Source organism: Comamonas sp. C24C, from assembly GCF_053345995.1.
This window is the reverse complement of record NZ_JBKFBC010000002.1, coordinates 411,151-430,095: the sequence shown is the minus strand read 5'-3', so window position 1 is coordinate 430,095 and position 18,945 is coordinate 411,151. Positions and strand designations below refer to the sequence as shown.

General features: G+C 62.6%; 19 protein-coding genes. 6 read left to right on the top strand and 13 right to left on the bottom strand.

Features of this window, described 5'->3' with window-relative positions:
• Positions 1 to 89 precede the first annotated feature (89 nt).
• Positions 90 to 482 (top strand): VOC family protein, encoded by a 393-nt coding sequence (locus tag ACLBXN_RS05650; RefSeq protein ID WP_447611443.1) that lies wholly within the window; start codon positions 90 to 92, stop codon positions 480 to 482.
• A 51-nt stretch (positions 483 to 533) separates the two neighbouring features.
• On the opposite strand, the gene ACLBXN_RS05645 is transcribed toward ACLBXN_RS05650, so the two are convergent.
• The 5 genes from ACLBXN_RS05645 to phaR all read right to left on the bottom strand — a co-directional run bounded on the left by ACLBXN_RS05645 (position 534) and on the right by phaR (position 5,645).
• Positions 534 to 1,871, bottom strand: coding sequence for a tetratricopeptide repeat protein (locus tag ACLBXN_RS05645; protein WP_447611442.1), 1,338 nt, complete (start codon positions 1,869 to 1,871; stop codon positions 534 to 536).
• 174 nt (positions 1,872 to 2,045) lie between these two features.
• A complete protein-coding gene (locus ACLBXN_RS05640) occupies positions 2,046 to 2,438 on the bottom strand; it encodes a VOC family protein (protein ID WP_447611441.1) in 393 nt (130 codons plus the stop codon).
• A 146-nt stretch (positions 2,439 to 2,584) separates the two neighbouring features.
• Entirely contained in the window at positions 2,585 to 3,349 is a 765-nt protein-coding gene (locus tag ACLBXN_RS05635; RefSeq protein ID WP_447611440.1) for an SDR family oxidoreductase, read from the bottom strand.
• Between the two features lie 151 nt (positions 3,350 to 3,500).
• On the bottom strand, positions 3,501 to 4,883 hold the full coding sequence (locus ACLBXN_RS05630; RefSeq protein WP_447611439.1) for a DUF1329 domain-containing protein: 1,383 nt from the start codon (positions 4,881 to 4,883) through the stop codon (positions 3,501 to 3,503).
• Positions 4,884 to 5,099: 216 nt separating this feature from the next.
• Positions 5,100 to 5,645 carry a polyhydroxyalkanoate synthesis repressor PhaR gene (gene phaR, locus ACLBXN_RS05625; protein WP_447611438.1) on the bottom strand — a complete coding sequence of 182 codons (546 nt, stop codon included), beginning with the start codon at positions 5,643 to 5,645 and terminating at the stop codon, positions 5,100 to 5,102.
• A 262-nt stretch (positions 5,646 to 5,907) separates the two neighbouring features.
• On the opposite strand from phaR, the gene ACLBXN_RS05620 reads away from it, so the two are divergent.
• Positions 5,908 to 6,399, top strand: a complete 492-nt coding sequence (locus tag ACLBXN_RS05620; RefSeq protein ID WP_019043344.1) for a hypothetical protein — start codon at positions 5,908 to 5,910, stop codon at positions 6,397 to 6,399.
• A gap of 60 nt (positions 6,400 to 6,459) precedes the next feature.
• Here the strand turns inward: ACLBXN_RS05620 and murB are convergent, their stop codons facing one another.
• Positions 6,460 to 7,557 (bottom strand): UDP-N-acetylmuramate dehydrogenase, encoded by a 1,098-nt coding sequence (gene murB, locus ACLBXN_RS05615; protein ID WP_447611437.1) that lies wholly within the window; start codon positions 7,555 to 7,557, stop codon positions 6,460 to 6,462.
• A 103-nt stretch (positions 7,558 to 7,660) separates the two neighbouring features.
• Between murB and ACLBXN_RS05610 the strand changes: the two genes are divergently transcribed.
• The 3 genes from ACLBXN_RS05610 to ACLBXN_RS05600 all read left to right on the top strand — a co-directional run bounded on the left by ACLBXN_RS05610 (position 7,661) and on the right by ACLBXN_RS05600 (position 9,889).
• A complete protein-coding gene (locus tag ACLBXN_RS05610) occupies positions 7,661 to 8,146 on the top strand; it encodes a YajQ family cyclic di-GMP-binding protein (protein ID WP_003056407.1) in 486 nt (161 codons plus the stop codon).
• A 96-nt stretch (positions 8,147 to 8,242) separates the two neighbouring features.
• The gene (locus ACLBXN_RS05605; protein WP_419095601.1) at positions 8,243 to 8,881 is read left to right on the top strand and encodes a retropepsin-like aspartic protease family protein; all 639 of its coding nucleotides are present in this window, start codon (positions 8,243 to 8,245) and stop codon (positions 8,879 to 8,881) included.
• Between the two features lie 15 nt (positions 8,882 to 8,896).
• Positions 8,897 to 9,889, top strand: a complete 993-nt coding sequence (locus ACLBXN_RS05600) for an HD-GYP domain-containing protein (protein WP_447611436.1) — start codon at positions 8,897 to 8,899, stop codon at positions 9,887 to 9,889.
• Between the two features lie 11 nt (positions 9,890 to 9,900).
• On the opposite strand, the gene ACLBXN_RS05595 is transcribed toward ACLBXN_RS05600, so the two are convergent.
• From ACLBXN_RS05595 to ACLBXN_RS05565, 7 genes are all read right to left on the bottom strand, one after another.
• Entirely contained in the window at positions 9,901 to 11,637 is a 1,737-nt protein-coding gene (locus ACLBXN_RS05595) for an NAD(P)-binding protein (RefSeq protein ID WP_447611435.1), read from the bottom strand.
• On the bottom strand, positions 11,637 to 13,187 hold the full coding sequence (locus ACLBXN_RS05590; protein WP_447611434.1) for a polyamine aminopropyltransferase: 1,551 nt from the start codon (positions 13,185 to 13,187) through the stop codon (positions 11,637 to 11,639). The genes ACLBXN_RS05595 and ACLBXN_RS05590 overlap by 1 nt, the downstream gene beginning before the upstream one ends.
• A 146-nt stretch (positions 13,188 to 13,333) precedes the next feature.
• On the bottom strand, positions 13,334 to 13,549 hold the full coding sequence (locus ACLBXN_RS05585) for a DUF350 domain-containing protein (RefSeq protein ID WP_003056416.1): 216 nt from the start codon (positions 13,547 to 13,549) through the stop codon (positions 13,334 to 13,336).
• Positions 13,550 to 13,578: 29 nt separating this feature from the next.
• Entirely contained in the window at positions 13,579 to 15,105 is a 1,527-nt protein-coding gene (locus ACLBXN_RS05580; RefSeq protein WP_447611433.1) for a DUF4178 domain-containing protein, read from the bottom strand.
• An 85-nt stretch (positions 15,106 to 15,190) separates the two neighbouring features.
• Positions 15,191 to 15,877, bottom strand: coding sequence for a glycerol-3-phosphate 1-O-acyltransferase PlsY (gene plsY / locus ACLBXN_RS05575; RefSeq protein ID WP_447611432.1), 687 nt, complete (start codon positions 15,875 to 15,877; stop codon positions 15,191 to 15,193).
• Between the two features lie 197 nt (positions 15,878 to 16,074).
• Positions 16,075 to 16,575: a Cys-tRNA(Pro) deacylase gene (ybaK, locus tag ACLBXN_RS05570; RefSeq protein WP_407715847.1), complete on the bottom strand. Its 501-nt coding sequence runs from the start codon at positions 16,573 to 16,575 to the stop codon at positions 16,075 to 16,077.
• A gap of 69 nt (positions 16,576 to 16,644) precedes the next feature.
• A complete protein-coding gene (locus ACLBXN_RS05565; RefSeq protein WP_447611431.1) occupies positions 16,645 to 17,706 on the bottom strand; it encodes an aldo/keto reductase in 1,062 nt (353 codons plus the stop codon).
• A gap of 157 nt (positions 17,707 to 17,863) precedes the next feature.
• Between ACLBXN_RS05565 and ACLBXN_RS05560 the strand changes: the two genes are divergently transcribed.
• Entirely contained in the window at positions 17,864 to 18,844 is a 981-nt protein-coding gene (locus ACLBXN_RS05560) for an alpha/beta fold hydrolase (RefSeq protein ID WP_447611430.1), read from the top strand.
• Positions 18,845 to 18,945: the final 101 nt, after the last annotated feature.

Here is an 18,945-nt window from a genome sequence, read left to right as displayed (position 1 = left end):
GGGCCGCCATGCCTGCCGCTGCAGCGCGGTCATACTCGGCCAGTGCAACGTGCAGCCCATTCGTTTTCACAATCCAGAGCAGTCTTGCCATGATCAGCCACCTTGACCACCTGGTACTCACCACGGCCAACGAAGCCCAATGCATACACTTCTACACCGAAGTCCTGGGCATGCGGCTGGAGTCCTTCATCGGCGGCACCCCGCCCGTGGAGCGCAAGGCCTTTGTCTTCGGCCTGCAGAAGATCAATCTGCATGTGAAGGGGCGCGAGTTCGAACCCAAGGCCCACACTCCTGTGCCCGGTGCCCTGGATCTATGCTTTCTGGCCTCGGTGCCTCTGAACGAGGTCATCGCGCATCTGCAGCAGTTGTCGGTTCCCATCGCCGAAGGCCCTGTGATGCGCACCGGTGCCACATCGAAGATCCGTTCCATCTATGTGCGTGACCCCGACCTGAACCTCATCGAGATCTCGGAGCCGGCCTAGCCGTGCTCGCGCTGGCAAGCCGGGGCCCGCGAAACGGCCCCGCTTGTCGGTTTAGAGCTGTGCCAAGGCCTTTTTGGCCGGTGCATGGCCTTGGGCGGCAGCACGCTGCAACCATTCACGCGCGAGCCTGGTGTTCTTTTTCACACCCTGACCATCCCGGTACAAGGTGCCCAAGGCATATTGGGCCGGGGCATCCTGCTGCTCGGCGGCCAGACGGTACCACTTGAGCGCCTGCGCCATGCTCTTGCCCACACCATCGCCGCTCTCGTACAGAGTGCCCAGGTTGTATTGGGCCTTTGCATAGCCTTGCTCGGCTGCCATGGCGAACCATTTGGCAGCCTCGGCATAGTTGGGCTTGTCGAAACCCTTGCCCAGGTACTGGAAGACGCCAACGTTGTACTGGGCCAGGACATTGCCTTTGAGCGCCGAGTTCAGGTTTTCCATGTATTCCATGGACTGCACAAACGAACCGGCTTCGGCAGATGCCGCGGAAAGCTGCTGCAGGCGCTCGGCGGCGGCCGCATGCTGGTATTTCAGCGCCTGTGTGTAATAGGCGATCGCTTCCTTATCGTTGCGATACTCGCCCTCGCCCTGCTCGAACAGGCGGCCCAGTTCATAGTAGGCCTCGCCCGAGCCGCGTATGGCTACAGCATGCAGGAGCAGCACGGCTCGCTTGTAGTCGGGGGCCACGCCCTGGCCTTCGAAGCAAATCTTACCCAGCAGCAATTGGGCTTTTTGCACGCCTTTGTCTGCCAGCGGGGTCAGCCATTTCGCGGCTTCGGCATGGTTCTTCTCTACGCCTTCGCCAAGGTAGTACATCTCGGCAACCGTGAACTGCGCGAGCACATCGGCTTGCTGCGCCGCCATCAGATACCAGCGAAACGAAGCCTGCAGATCCTGGGCAACCAACTCGCCTTTGCGGTAGACAAAGCCCAGGCTATTTTGTGCTGTTGCAGAGCCCTGTTGCGCGGCGCGCTCCAGCCATGCGACACCTGTTGCGGCATCCTTCTCAACCGCTTCGCCTTTCAGATATATCGTACCCAGCAGGTTCTGAGCATCGAGATTGCCAGCGTTTGCAGCCTGATGAATGCGTGCCAGGCCTGCCTCAGGATCTTTCTTCACGCCTTCGGCACCCAGCACATAGACCAGGCCCAACAGATACTGGGACGGCGCATGCTGCTGATCGGCGGCCAGCCTCAGCCAGCGCAAGGCATCGTCGGCATTCTTTTCCACACCCTTGCCGTAAAGATAGGCTTTGCCCAACTCGTACTGTGCCGCGACATCGCCGGTCTTTGCGGAGTTGACCGTGTCGCTGGGCTGGGCCTGGGCACAACCCCAGACCGAGAGCCAAGCCGAGAGCACCAAAGCACCAGACCATCTCGCAAGCATTGCTTCTCCTGTTCGCAAAAAGAGGCGAGTATATCGAAGCAATGCCTTATCCACCAAGCGCTGCCAGCTATCAAAAACATATCGAACCACCTCAAGCCGGAGACGGCTTCCGATGCAGCTCGCGCTTGACTGAAGTCACCGGGCTGCCAGGCGACGACCAAGCGCCTCTTTGGCTCAGGCAGTCATGGGCGTACAGAGCTCCACTACACAGCCATCGGGGCAACGCAGATAGGACACCACCTGGCCCCAGGGCTTGGCTGTCGGTGCGGCCATCTCGGCAGCGCCGGCGCTCAGCGCGTTTCGATGGGCCTGCTCGACATCTTCCGTAACCAGCGCGATTTCGAAGCCCAATGGCTTGGCGGAGCTGTGCGCTTCGACATGGCCTCCCGGAAAATTCAGCCCACCCAGCTCATGGGCGGCAAATGCCAGCGTCGTCTGCCCGGTCTCGAGCTCGCCGTAGGTTCCGGATTCATGCAGAAAACGCCGCTGCACGCCGAATGCGCGGGTAAAGAAGTCCAGAGATGCCGGGACATCGGGGACATAGACGATTGTGTAGCCCAGTTTCATGAAACACCTTCTCAAAGCTCGAGCGAATTGGAACGTTGAACGCGCACCTGTTTGCCGTTCAGCGCCGTCATCCTACTCAGCAAAACGACGAAGGCCTTGAAATGACTCAAGGCCTTCGTGACTGTCTGCCGGATTCAAGCCCTCATCTACAGCCCCATGCCCAGAATAGAGTTATCGGCATGCAGCTCGCTGCCGCTCATGACGCTGGACTCGTCGCTGGCCAGAAACAGCACCAGCTGTGCGATGCGCTCAGGCATATAGGCACGTCCGCCGCGATTGCGCTCGGGATCATGCAAGACCATTTCCTGACTCACACCCTTGGGCAGCGAAGCCTGCATCATGGGCGTATAGATGCCATCGGGGTGAATGGAATTGACGCGAATCGCATAGCCTTGCTTGCGGCAGTTCAGCGCAGCAGCGCGCGTCAGCGCGGACACAGCCGCCTTGCTGGCGCTGTAGCCCGCATATTGCTCCACGGGCAGCCAGCTCGATACCGAAGCCATGTTGATGATGGAGCCGCCGGCCTGCTTCATCGCCGCAATGCCCTGCTGGCAGCCGATGAAGACCGACTCGGTGTTGATCCTGAGCAGGCGGCTGAAATCCTCCAGACGCCCGGTTTCCATGTCGCCCGGCAGCAGGATGCCGGCGTTGTTGACCAGCACATCGAGCCTGCCCAGACACTGCTGCACCGCCGCCATCACAAGCTTCCAGTCCGTCTCGCTGCTCACGTCATGGCGGACGAACATGGCGTGCTCGCCCAGCTCCGCCGCCAGTTGCAGACCTGCCGCTTCATTGATATCGCTGAATGCGACCTTGGCACCTTCGGCAAGAAGCAGCTTCACCACCTCCAGCCCCACGCCGCTGGCGCCACCAGTGACCAGGGCCACCTTGCCCTGCAAACGATTTGTCATCCTCTGTCTCCTCGTGATTTTTTCTCGGCCCTGAACAGGGCATTGCCACTGCCACACAAAAAAGGAGGCGCAAGCGCCTCCTAGCCTGGCCGGCAGACAGCCCGCAGCCACACCAATGTGCACCCCAGGCTGTTTGCCGGATTCATGTTCATCAGTTGCCGGCGTTACGCGCCGCCTCGGGCGTGAACATGGCTGCGGTCATATTGCCCTTGTTCAGCACAGGGCCCTGGGAGCGCTCCTGGAACAGGTTGTAGGCCACATAGCCGCCGGAGTTCAGGTCGTGATAGAAGCTGGTGCCCGCATGCCAGATTCTGGCGTCGAAGGCGTAGTAATGGTTGACCACCGCCTGCAGCCACAGCTGACCACGCGCATCGTAGTAATCGCTCATCAGCGCCTGACCGGTATCCTCATCAAGGAACAGTAAGCGCTTGCCGAACATGTGGCGATAGCCGTCCTTGAGCGAAGCCTCCAGCACCCAGACACGGCGCAGTTCGTAGCGCATGTAGTCGGGGTTCTCATGGCCAGGTTTGAGCAGATCGGCATACTTCACGCTGCTGCCGTGAATCTTGTAGGCATTGGCCGGCACATAGACTTCCTTCTTGCCCAGCGACTTCCAGTGGTAGCGCTCGGGCGAGCCGTTGAACAGGCGGTCGGAGTCAATGGTCAGCTTGCCACCGGTGCCCGACAGAGGCTGATCGAAACCGTATTCGGGAATCTGGCGAACCCGGCGCGTGCCGGGGTCGTAACTCCAGCCCAGGCGCTTTTCCTTGCCAAATTCAACCGGCTCGGAAACCACGCTGACGCCGCCTTTCTCGCGCTCGGGCAGTCTGACCGCATTCATGCCCTGGGACATGGGGCTGCTCAGTGGCTGCCCGGCATTGGCCGGATCGTTGACCTGGCTGAAAGCGCGGTTGTCGGCCCGGCCCCAGACGATGCTGCCATCGGCCAGCACATTGGCGTTGTCACGCAGCGTATGTTCGGTAAAGGCACGTGATGGCAGCAGATTGTTGAAGGCCAGCTCCAGACCGCTGCGGGGAAACGGAAAGGGCAGCGCGCCCTTGACCGCCCCCGTGGTGCCCTGGCCGTCGGCATTCATCACGGCCTCCTGGGCGTTCTTCCTGGCAGCCGCGCAGACGGCATCCGAGAAGCGGAAGTCGCGATGCCCTTGATAGACCGGGATGCGATAGGTCCTGGGGTATTTGGCAAACATGGCCTTCTGGCCTTCTGTAAGGCGTTCGGCATGCTGGGCCAGATTCTCTGCCGTGATGGTGAACAAAGGCTTTTCACTGGCATAAGGGTCCACCGGATGCTGGCCCGCATGCGGGTTGTATTGAATGCCGGGTGGCGTGCCCAGCCATTTCCCGGTGAACTCCGGCACGCCGCTGGCCGTGCCCGCCTTTTCTCCGCCCGTGCATGTCAACGACTTGCCCAACCTGGCCAGTTCATCAGGCGTTGCCTTGGCCCAGACCGCCCCCACCAACAACGTGCCTGCAGCCAAGACCACCAGCGAACGGGGCCCCACTCCTAACTTCATGCCTAGTCTCCTTGGATGCATTGCCATGCATTTACCTGTCATTGAACTTCTCTTGTCGTTCTTCTTCCTTGCCGACTCGCAATTGCGAAGCAACGAAATCATTGTTCGGCCGGAGACACTCAAGAACATCGTCAATTGGGACTAGCGCAGGCAGGCCAGCGCAGCGGCCATAAAAAAAGCGGGCCGCCGGCCCGCTCTGGAACAGTATTTGAACGTTCAGCGCTTAATGCCGAACACTCCCAGCATCTGCTCTGTCTGCTTTTGCATCTGCTCCTGCATCTGGGTGAACATGTTCTGGGACTGCTCCATATAGCTGCCCATCAAACCCTGCATGGCCTGAGGCTGCATGCTCATGAACTGCTTCCAGGCTTCGGGATTCGCGCCCTGGGACTGGCCCGCCAGCTTGCTCTGGAAGTCCGTGAACATCTGCACGTTCTTTTCGATATAGCTTCCCATGAAGCCCTGCATAGCATGGCCATAGAAGCGGATGATGTTGGCCAGCATCGCTTCGGAGAACATGGGTGCCCCGCCGGCCTCCTCCTCCAGAATGATCTGCAACAGAATGGAACGCGTCAGGTCTTCATTGGACTTGGCATCCCTGATGACCACCGGCTCGCTGTCCATGACCAGTTGCTTGACTTCGGCCAGCGTGATGTATGAAGAGGTATTGGTGTCGTACAGACGACGGTTGGGGTACTTCTTGATGATTCGCTGCTTCCCCGCCTGGACATCACCGTCTTTGCCCTCTTTGCTTTCTTGCATTGCAAGTCCTTTATGTTCTGGGGGTCTGCCCCGTCGTCAATTGAGCTATTGCAGTGCAACAGATTTTAGGCAGTGCGCAAGCCGTCCCGGCAAGCAGTAACCCTGACAAACAAGCTTGTCTGCGCTGCAACAAAGTCGCACCACCGTCACAGCCTGCACCAGGTCTTTGCCATTCATTCACAAAAACAGCCTGCTGTCTGGCGAAATAAAGCTTGCAGAAGGTTTACAGTGCCTCTCGTTGTTTGACGAAAGGCTCAACGGAATGATCTCCACCAAAACACGCAATGCTGTTTGTCTGACCGCCCTGCTGGCTGCCGCCGGCTTCATGACTGCAGCGCAGGCCCAGCCCGATGCCGCAGCAGCCGATGCCGCCAAGGCCGCCGCACCACAGGCTGCACCTGCAGCCCAGGCAGCCCCTGCCAATGTGGATGCAGCTGCCGCTGACGCCGCCTTGCGCAAACGCCTGCAAGCCGTAGTGGCGGCCATGGACGGCAAGTCCAAGCTGGCCGCCAGCAATTTCAACGAGGAGTTCCTCAAGAACTCTCCCATCGACACCGTGCAGAAAGCCCTGGATTCGGTGCGCACCGGCGTAGGCAGTTGCCAGACGGTCGGCCGCATGGAAAGCTCCACGCCTCTGGCCACCAGCGTGCTGCTGAGCTGCACCAAGGGCTTCGTGCCCATGGAGCTGGCGGTCGAGCCCAAGGCCCCCTACCGCATCTCCGGTATCTTGCTGCGCCCGGCATTCTGGAAGTAAGCCGTTGCCGCTCTCAAAAATGGAGCCCTTGGGCTCCATTTTTTATGGGCTCTCTCAGGTTCAGATCACCACCGGCTCGGGTTCCAGGCGAATCCCGAAGCGCTCGTAGACACTGGTCTGGATGGCCCCGGCAAGCGTCATCACCTCGCCGCCGGTCACGCTGGCGTCTATGCTGTTGCGGTCTCCGCGGTTGACCAGCACCAGCGCCTGCTTGTCATAGACGCCTGCGCGCCCCATGGTCTTACCCTTCCAGCCGCAAGCATCGATCAGCCAGCCGGCCGCCAGCTTGATGGAGCCGTCATCCATCGGGTAGTGAACAATCTTGGGCTCGCGCGCGATGATGTCCGCGCACTGCTCGGTCGTCACCGTGGGGTTCTTGAAGAAGCTGCCTGCATTGCCGATGACTTCGGGGTCCGGCAGCTTGGCGCGGCGGATCTCGCAGACCCATTCAAAGACCTGTTGCGCAGTCGGCTGCTCTATGCCTTTTTCGGCCTGCTTGCGCTGCAGATCGAGATAGCCCAGATCCGGCTTCCAGCTCTTGGGCAGCGCCAGGCGCACGCGGGTGATCACCGCCCGCCCCTTGAGACCCAGACCGCGCGGGACGGCCGCCGAGCCGGTCACGGGCCAGTACTTGGGCTGGGCCGGTGCATGCTTGAACACCGAGTCACGGTAGCCGAAGGCGCATTGCGCGGCATTGAGGCTGAATTGCTCGCCGGTCACCAGATCGATGGCATCCAGGGAATCGAAGCGATCCTGCAACTCAATCCCATAGGCCCCGATGTTCTGCACCGGGGCCGCGCCGACCGTGCCGGGAATCAGCGCCATGTTCTCAAGACCTGTATAGCCCTGGGCCAGTGTCCATGCCACCATATCGTGCCAGCGCTCACCGGCGCCGATCTCGACAATCCAGTCCCTGTCGGTTTCGTGCAGCAGCCGCATGCCCATGATTTCCATCTTGAGCACCACCGGGGCCACATCGCCCGTCAGCACCACATTGCTGCCACCGCCAAGGACAAACACAGGCTGCCGGCCCCATAGCGGGTCGGCGAGGAACTGGCGGATATCGTCCTGGCTACGAATGCGCACCAGTGTTTCGGCGCGCGCGGCAATGCCAAAGGTGTTGCAATGCTGCAGGGGAACATTTTTCTCGACTAACATCCACCCAATTGTCGCACTGCGCCTGCTCCGCTGCTGGCAAGCAGCAGATCACGGCCCGGCGCACTGTGGCTGTTTACCGCTCTAATACTGATAGGAATTACACATGCCTTCTTTTGACACTGTTTGCGAAGCCGATTTCGTCGAAGTGAAGAACGCCGTTGACAACGCCACCAAGGAAATTGGCACCCGTTTCGACTTCAAGGGCACTTCGGCCGCCGTCGAGCTCAAGGACAAGGAAATCACCATGTACGGTGATGCCGAGTTTCAGTTGCAGCAAGTCGAGGACCTGCTGCGCAACAAGCTGACCAAGCGCAACGTGGACGTGCGCTTCCTGGACATCCAGAAGGCCCAGAAGATTGGCGGCGACAAGGTCAAGCAGCTCATCAAGGTCAAGAACGGCATCGAGTCCGAGCTGGCCAAGCAGATCCAGAAGCTGATGAAGGAAAGCAAGCTCAAGGTGCAGGCCGCCATTCAGGAAGAGAAGGTCCGCATCACCGGCGCCAAGCGCGACGATCTGCAGGCGGCCATGGCCCTGATCCGCAAGGACCTGGCCGACCATCCCCTGTCGTTCAACAACTTCCGCGATTGAATGAAACCCCTGCTGCGCAGCTTCGCTGCCTGCTCCTCTGCCGCCGTGCGGAGCGACCCGCCAATGCCCTGGCCGGGGGCCTCCGGCCTGCGCCGCATGGGTCTTCTGCTGTCGATAGGCCTAGCCGCCGGCTCCGTCTGGGGCCAGTCCGTGGCACTGACCGGCGTGCTGGGCAGCAAGGCCTTGCTGGTCATTGATGGCAGCGCCCCCAAAGCGCTGGCCGTCAACGAAAGCCACAGGGAAGTGCGCCTGCTGCAGATCAGCGGCGACACCGCCGTGGTGGATATCAAGGGCCGGCGCCAGACCGTGCGTCTGGGCGATGCTCCGGTCAGCGTGGGCAGCCGGGGCGGCACTGGCGGCGCCGCGCGCTCTGGCAGGCTGGTCCTGATCGCCGACTCGCGCGGGCATTTCATCGATCGTGGCTATATCAATGGCAAAACCATGCAGTACATGGTGGACACCGGTGCCAGCACCATTGCCATAGGCCGTGCCGATGCCGATCGCATGGGCCTGCCCTACGAACAGGGCGTCCCCGTACTGATGCGCACCGCCAACGGCACTGCTCAGGGCTGGCGCATCAAGCTCGACAGCGTCAAGCTGGGCGAAATGGAGGTCTACGGCATGGACGCCGTCGTCGCCCCCCAATCCATGCCCTATGTGCTGCTGGGCAACAATCTGCTGACCCAGTTTCAGATGACCCGCAGGGGCAATGAGATGGTTCTGGAAAAGAACTGAACCCGCCTCACGCCCATGCAAGCACGCTACGACGACCCCTACGAAGACCTGCTGGGCCTGTGGTCGGACCTGGAGGCGGCACTGGCGCTGTTGCTGACCGAGCCGCTGCGCATTCCCGGCTTTGCCATCAAGCTGCACCAGCTCGATCTATGGTTGCAGGACCTCATCACCCAGGACAGCGACGCCGCGCTGTATCTGATGTTTCAGCGTGCCAGCTCGACCACCGTGGGCTACAGCCCCTCTCATGCGGTGGTCTGCGCAGGGCTGTGCCACATCCTGGCCAAGGAGCTGGGCCTGCCCCAGCCCGAGCGCGACACACTGATTCGCGCCGCGCTGACCATGAATATCGGCATGACCGTGCTGCAAAACCAGCTGGCCGAGCAACGCACGCCGCTGAACAGCCAGCAGGCCGAAGCCGTCAAGCAACACCCCACCGAGGGCCGCCTGACGCTGGAGCGGCTGATGGTGCGCGACCAGCTCTGGCTGGATACCGTGCAATACCACCATGTGGTGCTGCAGCCCGCGCCGCTGGCACAGCTGCAGCCGCTGGAGCGCCTGGTGCGCATTCTGGGCACGGTGGATCGCTATGCGGCCCTGATCAGCCCGCGCAAGACCCGCAGCGGACGCTCTGCCACCGAGTCGCTGCAGGTGCTGCAGCAAGGCGGACAATACGCCGACGAAGTCAAGCAGGCCCTGATCGATGTCGTGGGTCTGTACCCCCCCGGCACCTATGTGCAGTTGATCAATGGCGAAGTGGCCGTCGTGCTGCGCCGTGGCAAAAGCCTGGAGGAGCCCCAGATAGCCAGCGTGATCGACAGTGATGGCCACAGCATGTACCCGCCTATCTGGCATCTGGACGGGCGCAGGCCGGCGATCACCTCGGCACTGGCGCGTTCCTCGCTGACGCTGGATCTGGATCTGCGCTCCATGGCACAGCTGGGCATTCACAGCGCGCGCGGCAATGCCGAGCTGTACCGTATGGTCAAGCTGCCGGGCAGCAGACGCTGAGGCTTTGCGCTCTAGATGCCCTGTGCCGCCATCAACCCTGCATGGTGGCCGCGCGTGAACGCTTCTTCCAGCACCGAATAGCCGGCCCAGTCCGCATGCGCAAAGCTCAGCCGTGCCGTTGCAGGTGTGGGCAGACCCTCCACGCGCTCCCCGTTCAATAGCAGCTTTCGCTTGCTGGCGTTGAACTTTAGGGCGATTTCGCTCAATATCCGCTGATCACCAGGGCGCGGAATCGCCATGGCGTGGCCATAGCGGGTGATTTCCATGCGTGTGGCATGCTGCAGCAGATCGGGGTGCGGCTCGCTCAGCGTGTTCACGATGCGGTCGCGCCAGAAGGCAAACGGTTGCTGCATCAATTGCCTGCGCCCATCGGCCCAGTCCCCCAGCGCCTGGTAGTAGCTCAGCACCGTGGGCTGGCGGCTGACGCGGTCCAGCCGCTGATTGCCCGCATCCACATAGCCCAGCCCGCCCGCATTGCCGTCGCGGTACAGCACATTGTCCCAGGCAGGTTCGGCCCCCGGATAGTCGGCCAGCGGCCGGTCGATATGGATGTTCGCCACCAGCCAGGGCGCCCAGTCCAGGCGGGCCGACACGGTGCGCAGAAAATCGGGCGCATCGCGCAGCACGCGTGCGGCCACAAAACTGGGCAAGGCCACCACGCAATGGTGCGCCAGCCAGCGTTCATGCTGCTGACGGCCATGGTGATAGACCTCGATCTGCACGCCGCCCGCATCCTCGGTGATGGCGAGCACACTGCAATCGGCCTGCAGCTGCGTGGCCTTCAGTCCCGCCACCAGTTGCTGGGCCAGCCAGCCATTGCCCTGGGGCCAGGTCAGCACCTGCTCGCCGTCCGCTTCGCTATCGTGCTCTGACTGAGGACGCGGCGCGTGGAAACCATGACGGCTGGCGAAATAATGAATCCCCGCCCAGGCAGAGACGCGGCTCAAACCGGCGCCGAAATCATCGCGGCAGCTGTAGTCCAGATACCAGAGCAGACGTTCGTCATCAAGTCCCTGTGCCGTCAGCCACTGGTCAAAGCGCTGCGCATCCAGCTCGGCGTGGACGGCAGGCAGACCCGCTGCGCGCTGCCAGACACGGATGGAAGGCATGGCAAAGGCTGCGGCCCGAGACGCTGCCTCGACCAGTTTTTCAAACAGCGCATATTGCTCCAGCGTGCGCTGGCTCACGCCCTGCACCGGCAGCAGTCCCTCATGCCAGCCGCCCTGCCAGTACAAGCGCTCCTGCGGGCTATGGCAGAGGTAGCGCTCGTCATAGCGCCAGCGGCCGGCTGCACGCTGGCGCACGCCCAGTTCCTCCAGCCAGTCCTGCACTTCATGGGCATCGTCGCCGGGCACGGGCAGATAGTGGGCGCCCAGGGGGCAGGCGATGCCCTTGACCTGCCCGCCCTGGCTGTTGCCGCCCATGGCGGTCTGGGTATCGAGCAAGGCTGCGCCCTGAACGCCCGCCAGCTCCAGCGCGCGCGCCGCCGCCAGCCCGGCCATGCCGCCGCCCGCTATCACGACCGGTGCCCGGTGCACTACGGCAGGTGCGGGCAGCTCCAGCCCTTGCGCCAGGCGCTGCCAGAAGGGGCGCAGGCCATGACCGCGCTCCAGCGCCACGCCACTGAAGCCGCCCGGCAAATCCTCCAGCCTGGTCGCTGGCTGCTTGCAGCCGGCCAGGCCCGCTGCGCCCAAAGCGCCGGCAGCCGCCAGCCCGAGCCAGTCGCGCCGCTTCAGATCGGCCCGCATCAATGCTCCACCTTGCCCCACTCGCGCTCATAGGTGTTGACCAGCACCTGATTGGACAGGCGATTCACCTCGGTCGGCACGCGCGCCATATCGAGAGGGAAGTCAAACATCAGGCGCAGCGTGGGCAGGGTCAGAAAACGCATGCCGGCAGGCAAGGTCTCGGGCTCGCGCCAGGGACGGTGGCTGGCCAGCACAAAGCCCCATTCCCCAAAACTGGGCACATGCACGTGATAGGGCCTGGCCGTCAGACCCACGGACTCCACGGTCTGCACCACGGTCCAGAAGCTCTGGCGCGCAATCAGCGGTGATGTGGTCTGGATCACGGCATAGCCGCTGGCCGCCAAACGCTTGTCCAGCAGCGAATAAAAACTATTGGTGAACAGCTTGCCTATGGCGAAGTTGGTGGGATCGGGAAAGTCCACCACGATCACATCGAAGGTCTCGGCGCTTTGCTGCAGCCAGTGGAACGCATCGGTATTGACGATGCTCACGCGGGCATCGTTGAGCGCATTGCCATTGAGCGCCGTCATCATGGCATTGCTTTTGAACAGATCGGTCATGGCCGGGTCCAGCTCCACCAGCACGACAGATTCCACACCCGGATACTTGAGCACCTCGCGCACGGCCATGCCGTCGCCGCCGCCCAGCACGACCACCTTCTTCGGTGCACCATGTGCGGCCATGGCGGGGTGGACCAGCGCTTCGTGATAGCGGTACTCGTCGCTCTGGGCAAACTGCAGATTGCCGTTCAGATACAGGCGCGCGCCCTGACGTCCCTGTGTCACCACAATGCGCTGATAGGGCGAGCTGCTGCTCAGCACGATGCGATCCTGGTAGAAATGGTCGTCGGCCAGCCGGGTCAGCTGATCCGCGCCCGCGATGCCGCCGCCCAGAGCCAGCAGCACCAGCGCGCAGGCCCAGGCATGGGCACGCAGATTGCGCAGCTCATGCTTGAACAGCACCAGGGCCCAGACCGCAATGGCTGCGTTCATGAAGCCGAACAGCAGACCTGTGCGCACCAGCCCCAGCTTGGGCACCAGCACGATGGGAAAGGCCAGCGACACGGCCAGGGCTCCGAGATAGTCGAAGGTCAGCACCTTGGAGACCAGATCCTTGAGCGATGCATTGCGCTTCAAGATGCGCATCACCAGCGGAATCTCCAGCCCCACCAGCGTGCCTACCACCATCACCATGCCGTAGAGCAGAAAGCGGAACGCACCCGGCGCATAGGCATTGGCCAGAAACAGCACGGCCGGCAAGGCACCGCCAACCAGCGCCACCATCAGCTCCACACGCAGGAAATGCGCGGGCAGCTGGTCTTCGAAATAGCGCGACAGCCATGAGCCGATGCCCATGGCAAACAGATAGGTGCCGATGATGGTGGAGAACTGCAGCACCGAATCGCCGAGCAGATAGGACGCCAGTGCCCCTGCTGCCAGCTCATAGAGCAGACCGCAGGCCGCAATCACGAATACGCTGGCCAGCAGCGCCACATCAATGGGCCGAGGCCCCTGGCCAGCGCTATGCTCCTCGGCCACCATCGAAGTCATCAAAGGTACTTTCTAATTGGACTCTGAAGCTCAGACCCGGCGCGCTGCAAACGAGAGACTGCCAGCAAGCGCCGCCGCGCAGCGATGCAGTCGTCCCCCTCCCGCGTAGCGAGAGAGGGGGAAGGCGCGGGCGCCTCAGGGGGTGTTTAGTGAATCGCCGCAGCGACGATGATGCTGATGCCCAGGCACATGGCCGCCACCACCATGGCCAGCGCCTTGTTGTGCTTCTCCACGATCTCGGCCCACATGTCCACGGGCGTGATCTTGTCGATGATGATGAAGCACAGCCAGAACACCACCACGCCCACCAAGGCGTAGATGATGGAGCCGAAGAAGTTCTGGGGGTTGAACCAGTCAAACATGATCTCTCTCCTCGAATGAGATGGGGGTGCTATTTGTGGCTTCCGCCGGAGGTATAGCCACCATAGGAGCCGCTGCTGGAGCGGCTGTAGCTGCAGTTGGGGTCGGTGCGCGGATCGCAGTTGGGGCTGGACATGCAGGCGCGCAGAAACGGCAGTATGAACAGCAGCAGGAACAGCCAGAACAGGATCGTGCCCCAGCTGAAGCCGCTGCCCGACAGCGGGCTGACCTGGGAGCGGTCCTTGAGCTTGCCGGTGCCGAAGGCCTGGGCAATGGTCTCTGCCGACGCACGCTGCCCGTGGGTCCAGGTGGTTTCCTGATTGGCGGTCTCCAGCGCCAGCGTGGACTGCTTGCCGCCATTGGCAAAGTCCACATTGCTGGACTTGGCGCCCTTGAAGACGGGCCAGTAGAACTCGCCCTCTGCATATTCCGTCTCGGCCAGATAGGCATAGTCGCGCTGGTATTTGCGCTGCAGATAGGTCGCCGTGGCGCCGTTCTTGCTGAGCTTGGGAGCACCCGTGATGACGCGTGCCGTGCTCCAGCCGTCCTCCGAATCGACGATGAACGAAAAGCCCGCCTTCTTGTTGTAGAGCAGGTACTCGTCCCAGGTGAAACTGTCGTCCTCATCCTCGCCCAGGCCGCGCCCGCTGCGCCTTTGAAAACCCACGACCTGCCATTTCAGGCCGTCGAGCGTGCCTTCGCTGCCCAGCGGAATCAGAGGCTTGACCTTTCTGCGCTGCTCAGCATAGCTCAGCTCCGCCCCCATGCCCTTGGACATGTCGATCAGGCTGCCGCAGCTGGGGCAGCTCAGGGCCTTGGTGGTGTCGAAGCGCACGGGCACCACGGCACCGCACTTGGGACAGTTGAAGTGACGCCCCTGGCTTTTTTGCTGGGCGCTGCTGCGCAGGCCCTGCATCTGCAATGCCTCCAGCGCCACGGCGGCCCCCAGGCTGAAGGCCGGTGTCTTGTCACTGAAGTCGATGGAAAGAATCTGGTTCTTCTCGCTGCGCAGCTCCACCAGCTTGAAGCTCTTGCCCAGCTGGGGCAACTGGGGCAGCTCGCCCTGAGCCGCCATCAGCTGTGCATCCTGAATGCTGGTGACGGTGAAGGATTCCGTGCCGGCCTTGAGCTCACGGCCCATGCGCCATTCGCGCTGCTGGAACTCGGTCACCTTCCAGCCCGGCGGCTGCCAGTTCACGGCAAAGACAAAGCTGCCGTTGTCCTCGCTCAGCCAGGCCAGCTCGCCGTTGCTGAGCGCAGCCACCCATTCCGACCAGCTGCCGGCCGCACTTTTGTATTGCGCGCGGCCCACGATGCTGAAGGGCTCGGGCTTGCCGTTGCGCTTGACCATGCCCGAGGCCCCCAGCTGCAGCGGGCTGTAGTCCTCGAACACTTCGGCCATGGAGCCAATGCGCTTGAGCGTCTCGCAATCGCGCAGCACGGTGCTGCGGCAGAACTCGCAGACGGCAAAACTCGATTGCGCACTCGCGAAGTGGACCGGCGCGCCACAACCAGGACAGGGGGCGCTGTAGTCGCGCTGCGACGGGCTGGAAGCCATATCTTTTTGCTATTTAATCAGGAGCTTCTTGCGCTTGAATGGAAGAGGCCTGAAGGCGGCCTCGGCGAAATGTAGCAGCCGCGCCCTAGCGATGCTTGCTCTTGCCGCTCTTGCGGGCCGCGCCCTCTGCAGGCTTGGCGCCCTCGGTCTTTTTCTGGCCCAGCCTGGACTCCTTGCCGGCGATCAGGCGCTGGATGTTTTCGCGATGACGCCAGACCAGCAGGATCGCCATCACCACAATCGCGGCAGTGATGGGCGTTTCCGCATCCCAGACGATGCCGCTGCACAGCACGTAGTACACGGGCGCGAACACCGAGGCCACCAGCGCGGCCAGGGAGGAGTAACGGAAGAACACGGCCACGATGACCCAGGTCAGCGCCGTCGCCAGACCCAGCCAGCCGCTGATGCCCAGCAGCACGCCCAGCGCCGTGGCCACGCCCTTACCACCCTTGAAGCCGAAGAACACCGGATACAGATGGCCCAGGAAAGCCGCCAGGCCGGCCAGTGCCACCGTGTTGTCGCCCAGACCGAACGGCTCGCCGAAGGCCTTGACCAGGACCACGGGCACCAGACCCTTGAGTGCATCCAGCAGCAGCGTGACGGCCGCAGCCGCCTTGCTGCCCGAGCGCAGCACATTGGTGGCCCCGGGGTTGCCGCTGCCATAGGTGCGCGGGTCGTTCAAGCCCATGACGCGGCTGACGATGACGGCAAAGGACAGCGAACCAATCAGATAGGCCGCGATGACGGCGATAACGGGATAGAGGGCGTTCAAAGGAATTCCTCGGCCAGAGACTGGCCCTAAGGCTCGCCAACCAAGGTCGACGGCACCGATTGTTGTCACGACTTGCGCAACCCGGATCAGGGACGGCGGTTTGTAGACCGTCATGCCCGTTGTGCATCCTGATTGGCGTAAGTCCTTGTTGTTTGCGTTTTTTGCCAGCCGGCGTCTGCCCCCGGCTGGCTAGCCCCCTATTCTGCCAGCGCGCAGTGCACCGGCCGGGCATCGAGCAGACGGGTACAAACCTCAGGGGCCAGTTGCACCAGATAGCCGCGCCGCCCGCCATTGATGGCAATGCGTGGCAGCGCGAGTATGGTTTCCTCGATATAGACCGGCATTTCGCGCCTGGTGCCAAACGGCGAGGTGCCGCCCACCAGATAGCCGCTGTGGCGGTTGGCCACCTCGGGCTTGCAGGGCTCCACGCTCTTGGCCCCGATCTGGCGCGCCAGGTTCTTGGTCGATACCTTGCAGTCGCCATGCATGAGCACGATCAGCGGCCTGGCATCCTGATCCTGCATCACCAGGGTCTTGACGACCGCATGCTCGTTAAGCCCCAGCTGACGCGCCGACTCTTCGGTGCCGCCATGCTCCACATAGTCATAAGGGTGCTCGGTGAACTCCACCTTGTGGGCCTTGAGCATCTGCGTGGCCGGCGTTTCGCTCACATGGGCGTTCTTGTCTTTTTTTGCCATGATTCAATCTTGATAGCTGCTGGCACATGCTCCACATGGGCCAGCGGCCATTTTCCCTCAATAAAACCCTCAGACAGCGGGGTCGCGCATCTGCCAGCGGATGGCATCGATTGCGGCCAGCAGCTCGGCTGGCAGCTGCGTGCCCCAGGCATTCAGATCCTCGTCGAGCTGGGCCACCGAAGTCACACCGATGATGGTGCTGGCCACCTGCCACTTGGTGTAGCAGAAGGCCAGCGCCAGTTGCACCGGCGTCAGGCCATGCTGCTGAGCCAGCGCGTTGTAGCGGCGTGCGGCAGCCAGCGCATCGGGGCGGCCCCAGCGCTGTCTCTGCACCGATTCATACCTGGCGATGCGCGCCTGCTTGGGCGCGCCCTCCTCGGTCGGCGCAAACTGGTCGAACTTGCCCGTCAGCAGGCCGAACGCCAGCGGCGAATAGGCCAGCAGCGACACCTCGAGGCGGTGGCAGGTTTCGTCCAGCCCGTTTTCATAGCTGCGGTTGACCAGGCAATAGGGGTTCTGAATCGAGGCCACGCGCGGCAGTCCGTGCTGCTCGGCCAGGCGCACGAACTCGTGCACGCCATAAGGCGTCTCGTTGGACAGGCCGATGTGGCGGATCTTGCCCTGCCTGACCAGACCGGCGAGCGCCTGCAGCTGCTCGTGGATGGGCGTGAGCGAGCTTTCCTTGGCGGGGTCGTAGTACATGCCGCCGAAGGCCGGCACATGGCGCTCGGGCCAGTGGATCTGGTAGAGGTCGATCACCTCGGTCTGCAGGCGCTCGAGACTGGCGTCGCAGGAGCGCACGATGTCCTGCGCCGACAGGCCCGAGCCTTCGCGGATCCAGGGCATGCCGCGCGAGGGGCCGGCCACCTTGCTGGCCAGCGTGATCCGCTCGCGCATGCCGGGGCGGGCCTTGAGCCAGCGGCCGATGATGGACTCCGTCGCGCCACAGGTGGCCTCACGGGCCGGCACGGCATACATTTCGGCCGTATCGAAGAAATCCACGCCGCGTTCCACGGCGCGGTCCATGATGCGCCAGGCTTCGGCTTCGTCGACCTGCTCACCAAACGTCATGGTGCCCAGACAGATGGGGCTGACGCGCAAATCGCTCTGCCCCAGAGCGACGGGATTCATGGAAAGACGTGAGTTGGATGCAGCAAAAGTCATGCTCCCGAGTTTAGGGCCTGAGAGCCCAAGACTACGGCGGGCTCCCTGTTTTTGCGCACCCGGCTGTCCCGCGCACGACGGGCCATGCTGCAAGCGCAGCAATAATCAAATCAACGGAGACCCTATGACAACGCATCACCCCACGCAGACCAGCCCGATCACCGATATCCCGCCCTATCAGCCGCGCCGCCAATGGCAGTCGCAGATGCTGCCCGTGCGCAATATGCAGTGCCACCTGCGCAGCTGGGAGCCCGAGGCCAGCTCCCGGCTCGATCCGGATCTGCCGGTTCTCGTGCTGGCCCATGGCTGGATGGATGTGGCCGCCTCCTACCAGTTTGTGGTCGACGCCTTCAGCGACGCCTTTGTACAGGGTCGCCGCATCGTGGCCCACGACTGGCGCGGCTTCGGCCTGAGCCGCGGCGCCGAACCCTGCGACAGCTACTACTTCACCGACTACCTGGCCGATCTGGACATGCTGCTGGAGCAGATCTCGCCCGATCAGCCCATCGACCTGGTCGGCCACAGCATGGGGGGCAATATCTCCTGCATGTATGCGGGCGCGCGGCCGCAGCGCATTCGCCGCTTTGTCAATCTCGAGGGCTTCGGCATGGCGCCGACCACGGCCGACCAGGCCCCCGGGCGTCTGGCTCAGTGGATGGACCAGTTGCGCGAACAGCGTGCCGGCGGCCTGGGCCTCGCGTCCTACGACAGCGTGGAGGCCGTTGCCAACCGCCTGCAGAAAACCAATCGCCGCCTGCCCCGCGACAAGGCGCTATGGCTGGCTCACCATTGGTCGGCCCCCGATGCCCAGGGCCGCTGGCATATTCTGGGCGACGCCGCGCACAAGATCGCCAACCCCTATCTCTACCGCGTGGACGAAGCGCTGGCCTGCCTGGCCGCCATCAGCGCGCCTACGCTGTCGGTCGAGGCGTCGGACGACAGCCTGGGCCAGTGGCACCAGGGCCGCTACACGCTGGAGCAATACCACGAGCGCATTCGCCACATCCCGCAATGCGAGATCGCCCATGTGCAGGACGCTGGCCATATGCTGCACCACGACCAGCCAGAGGCCGTGGCCAGGCTGATCGAGGACTTTCTGCGCTGAAGGACTGCGACTGCTGAGACTGCGACTGCTGCTTGCTATCTCTACAGGAGCTTGTATCGCATGTAATCATTGATTTTCAGCATTATTTATATCTGAAATCA

Bases quoted from the DNA above. Each gene is read 5' to 3' on its own strand.
- ACLBXN_RS05650 (WP_447611443.1), top strand. From the start codon at position 90: ATGATCAGCCACCTTGACCACCTGGTACTCACCACGGCCAACGAAGCC.
- ACLBXN_RS05645 (WP_447611442.1), bottom strand. From the start codon at position 1,871: ATGCTTGCGAGATGGTCTGGTGCTTTGGTGCTCTCGGCTTGGCTCTCG.
- ACLBXN_RS05640 (WP_447611441.1), bottom strand. From the start codon at position 2,438: ATGAAACTGGGCTACACAATCGTCTATGTCCCCGATGTCCCGGCATCT.
- ACLBXN_RS05635 (WP_447611440.1), bottom strand. From the start codon at position 3,349: ATGACAAATCGTTTGCAGGGCAAGGTGGCCCTGGTCACTGGTGGCGCC.
- ACLBXN_RS05630 (WP_447611439.1), bottom strand. From the start codon at position 4,883: ATGAAGTTAGGAGTGGGGCCCCGTTCGCTGGTGGTCTTGGCTGCAGGC.
- phaR (WP_447611438.1), bottom strand. From the start codon at position 5,645: ATGCAAGAAAGCAAAGAGGGCAAAGACGGTGATGTCCAGGCGGGGAAG.
- ACLBXN_RS05620 (WP_019043344.1), top strand. From the start codon at position 5,908: ATGATCTCCACCAAAACACGCAATGCTGTTTGTCTGACCGCCCTGCTG.
- murB (WP_447611437.1), bottom strand. From the start codon at position 7,557: ATGTTAGTCGAGAAAAATGTTCCCCTGCAGCATTGCAACACCTTTGGC.
- ACLBXN_RS05610 (WP_003056407.1), top strand. From the start codon at position 7,661: ATGCCTTCTTTTGACACTGTTTGCGAAGCCGATTTCGTCGAAGTGAAG.
- ACLBXN_RS05605 (WP_419095601.1), top strand. From the start codon at position 8,243: ATGGGTCTTCTGCTGTCGATAGGCCTAGCCGCCGGCTCCGTCTGGGGC.
- ACLBXN_RS05600 (WP_447611436.1), top strand. From the start codon at position 8,897: ATGCAAGCACGCTACGACGACCCCTACGAAGACCTGCTGGGCCTGTGG.
- ACLBXN_RS05595 (WP_447611435.1), bottom strand. From the start codon at position 11,637: ATGCGGGCCGATCTGAAGCGGCGCGACTGGCTCGGGCTGGCGGCTGCC.
- ACLBXN_RS05590 (WP_447611434.1), bottom strand. From the start codon at position 13,187: ATGACTTCGATGGTGGCCGAGGAGCATAGCGCTGGCCAGGGGCCTCGG.
- ACLBXN_RS05585 (WP_003056416.1), bottom strand. From the start codon at position 13,549: ATGTTTGACTGGTTCAACCCCCAGAACTTCTTCGGCTCCATCATCTAC.
- ACLBXN_RS05580 (WP_447611433.1), bottom strand. From the start codon at position 15,105: ATGGCTTCCAGCCCGTCGCAGCGCGACTACAGCGCCCCCTGTCCTGGT.
- ybaK (WP_407715847.1), bottom strand. From the start codon at position 16,575: ATGGCAAAAAAAGACAAGAACGCCCATGTGAGCGAAACGCCGGCCACG.
- ACLBXN_RS05565 (WP_447611431.1), bottom strand. From the start codon at position 17,706: ATGAATCCCGTCGCTCTGGGGCAGAGCGATTTGCGCGTCAGCCCCATC.
- ACLBXN_RS05560 (WP_447611430.1), top strand. From the start codon at position 17,864: ATGACAACGCATCACCCCACGCAGACCAGCCCGATCACCGATATCCCG.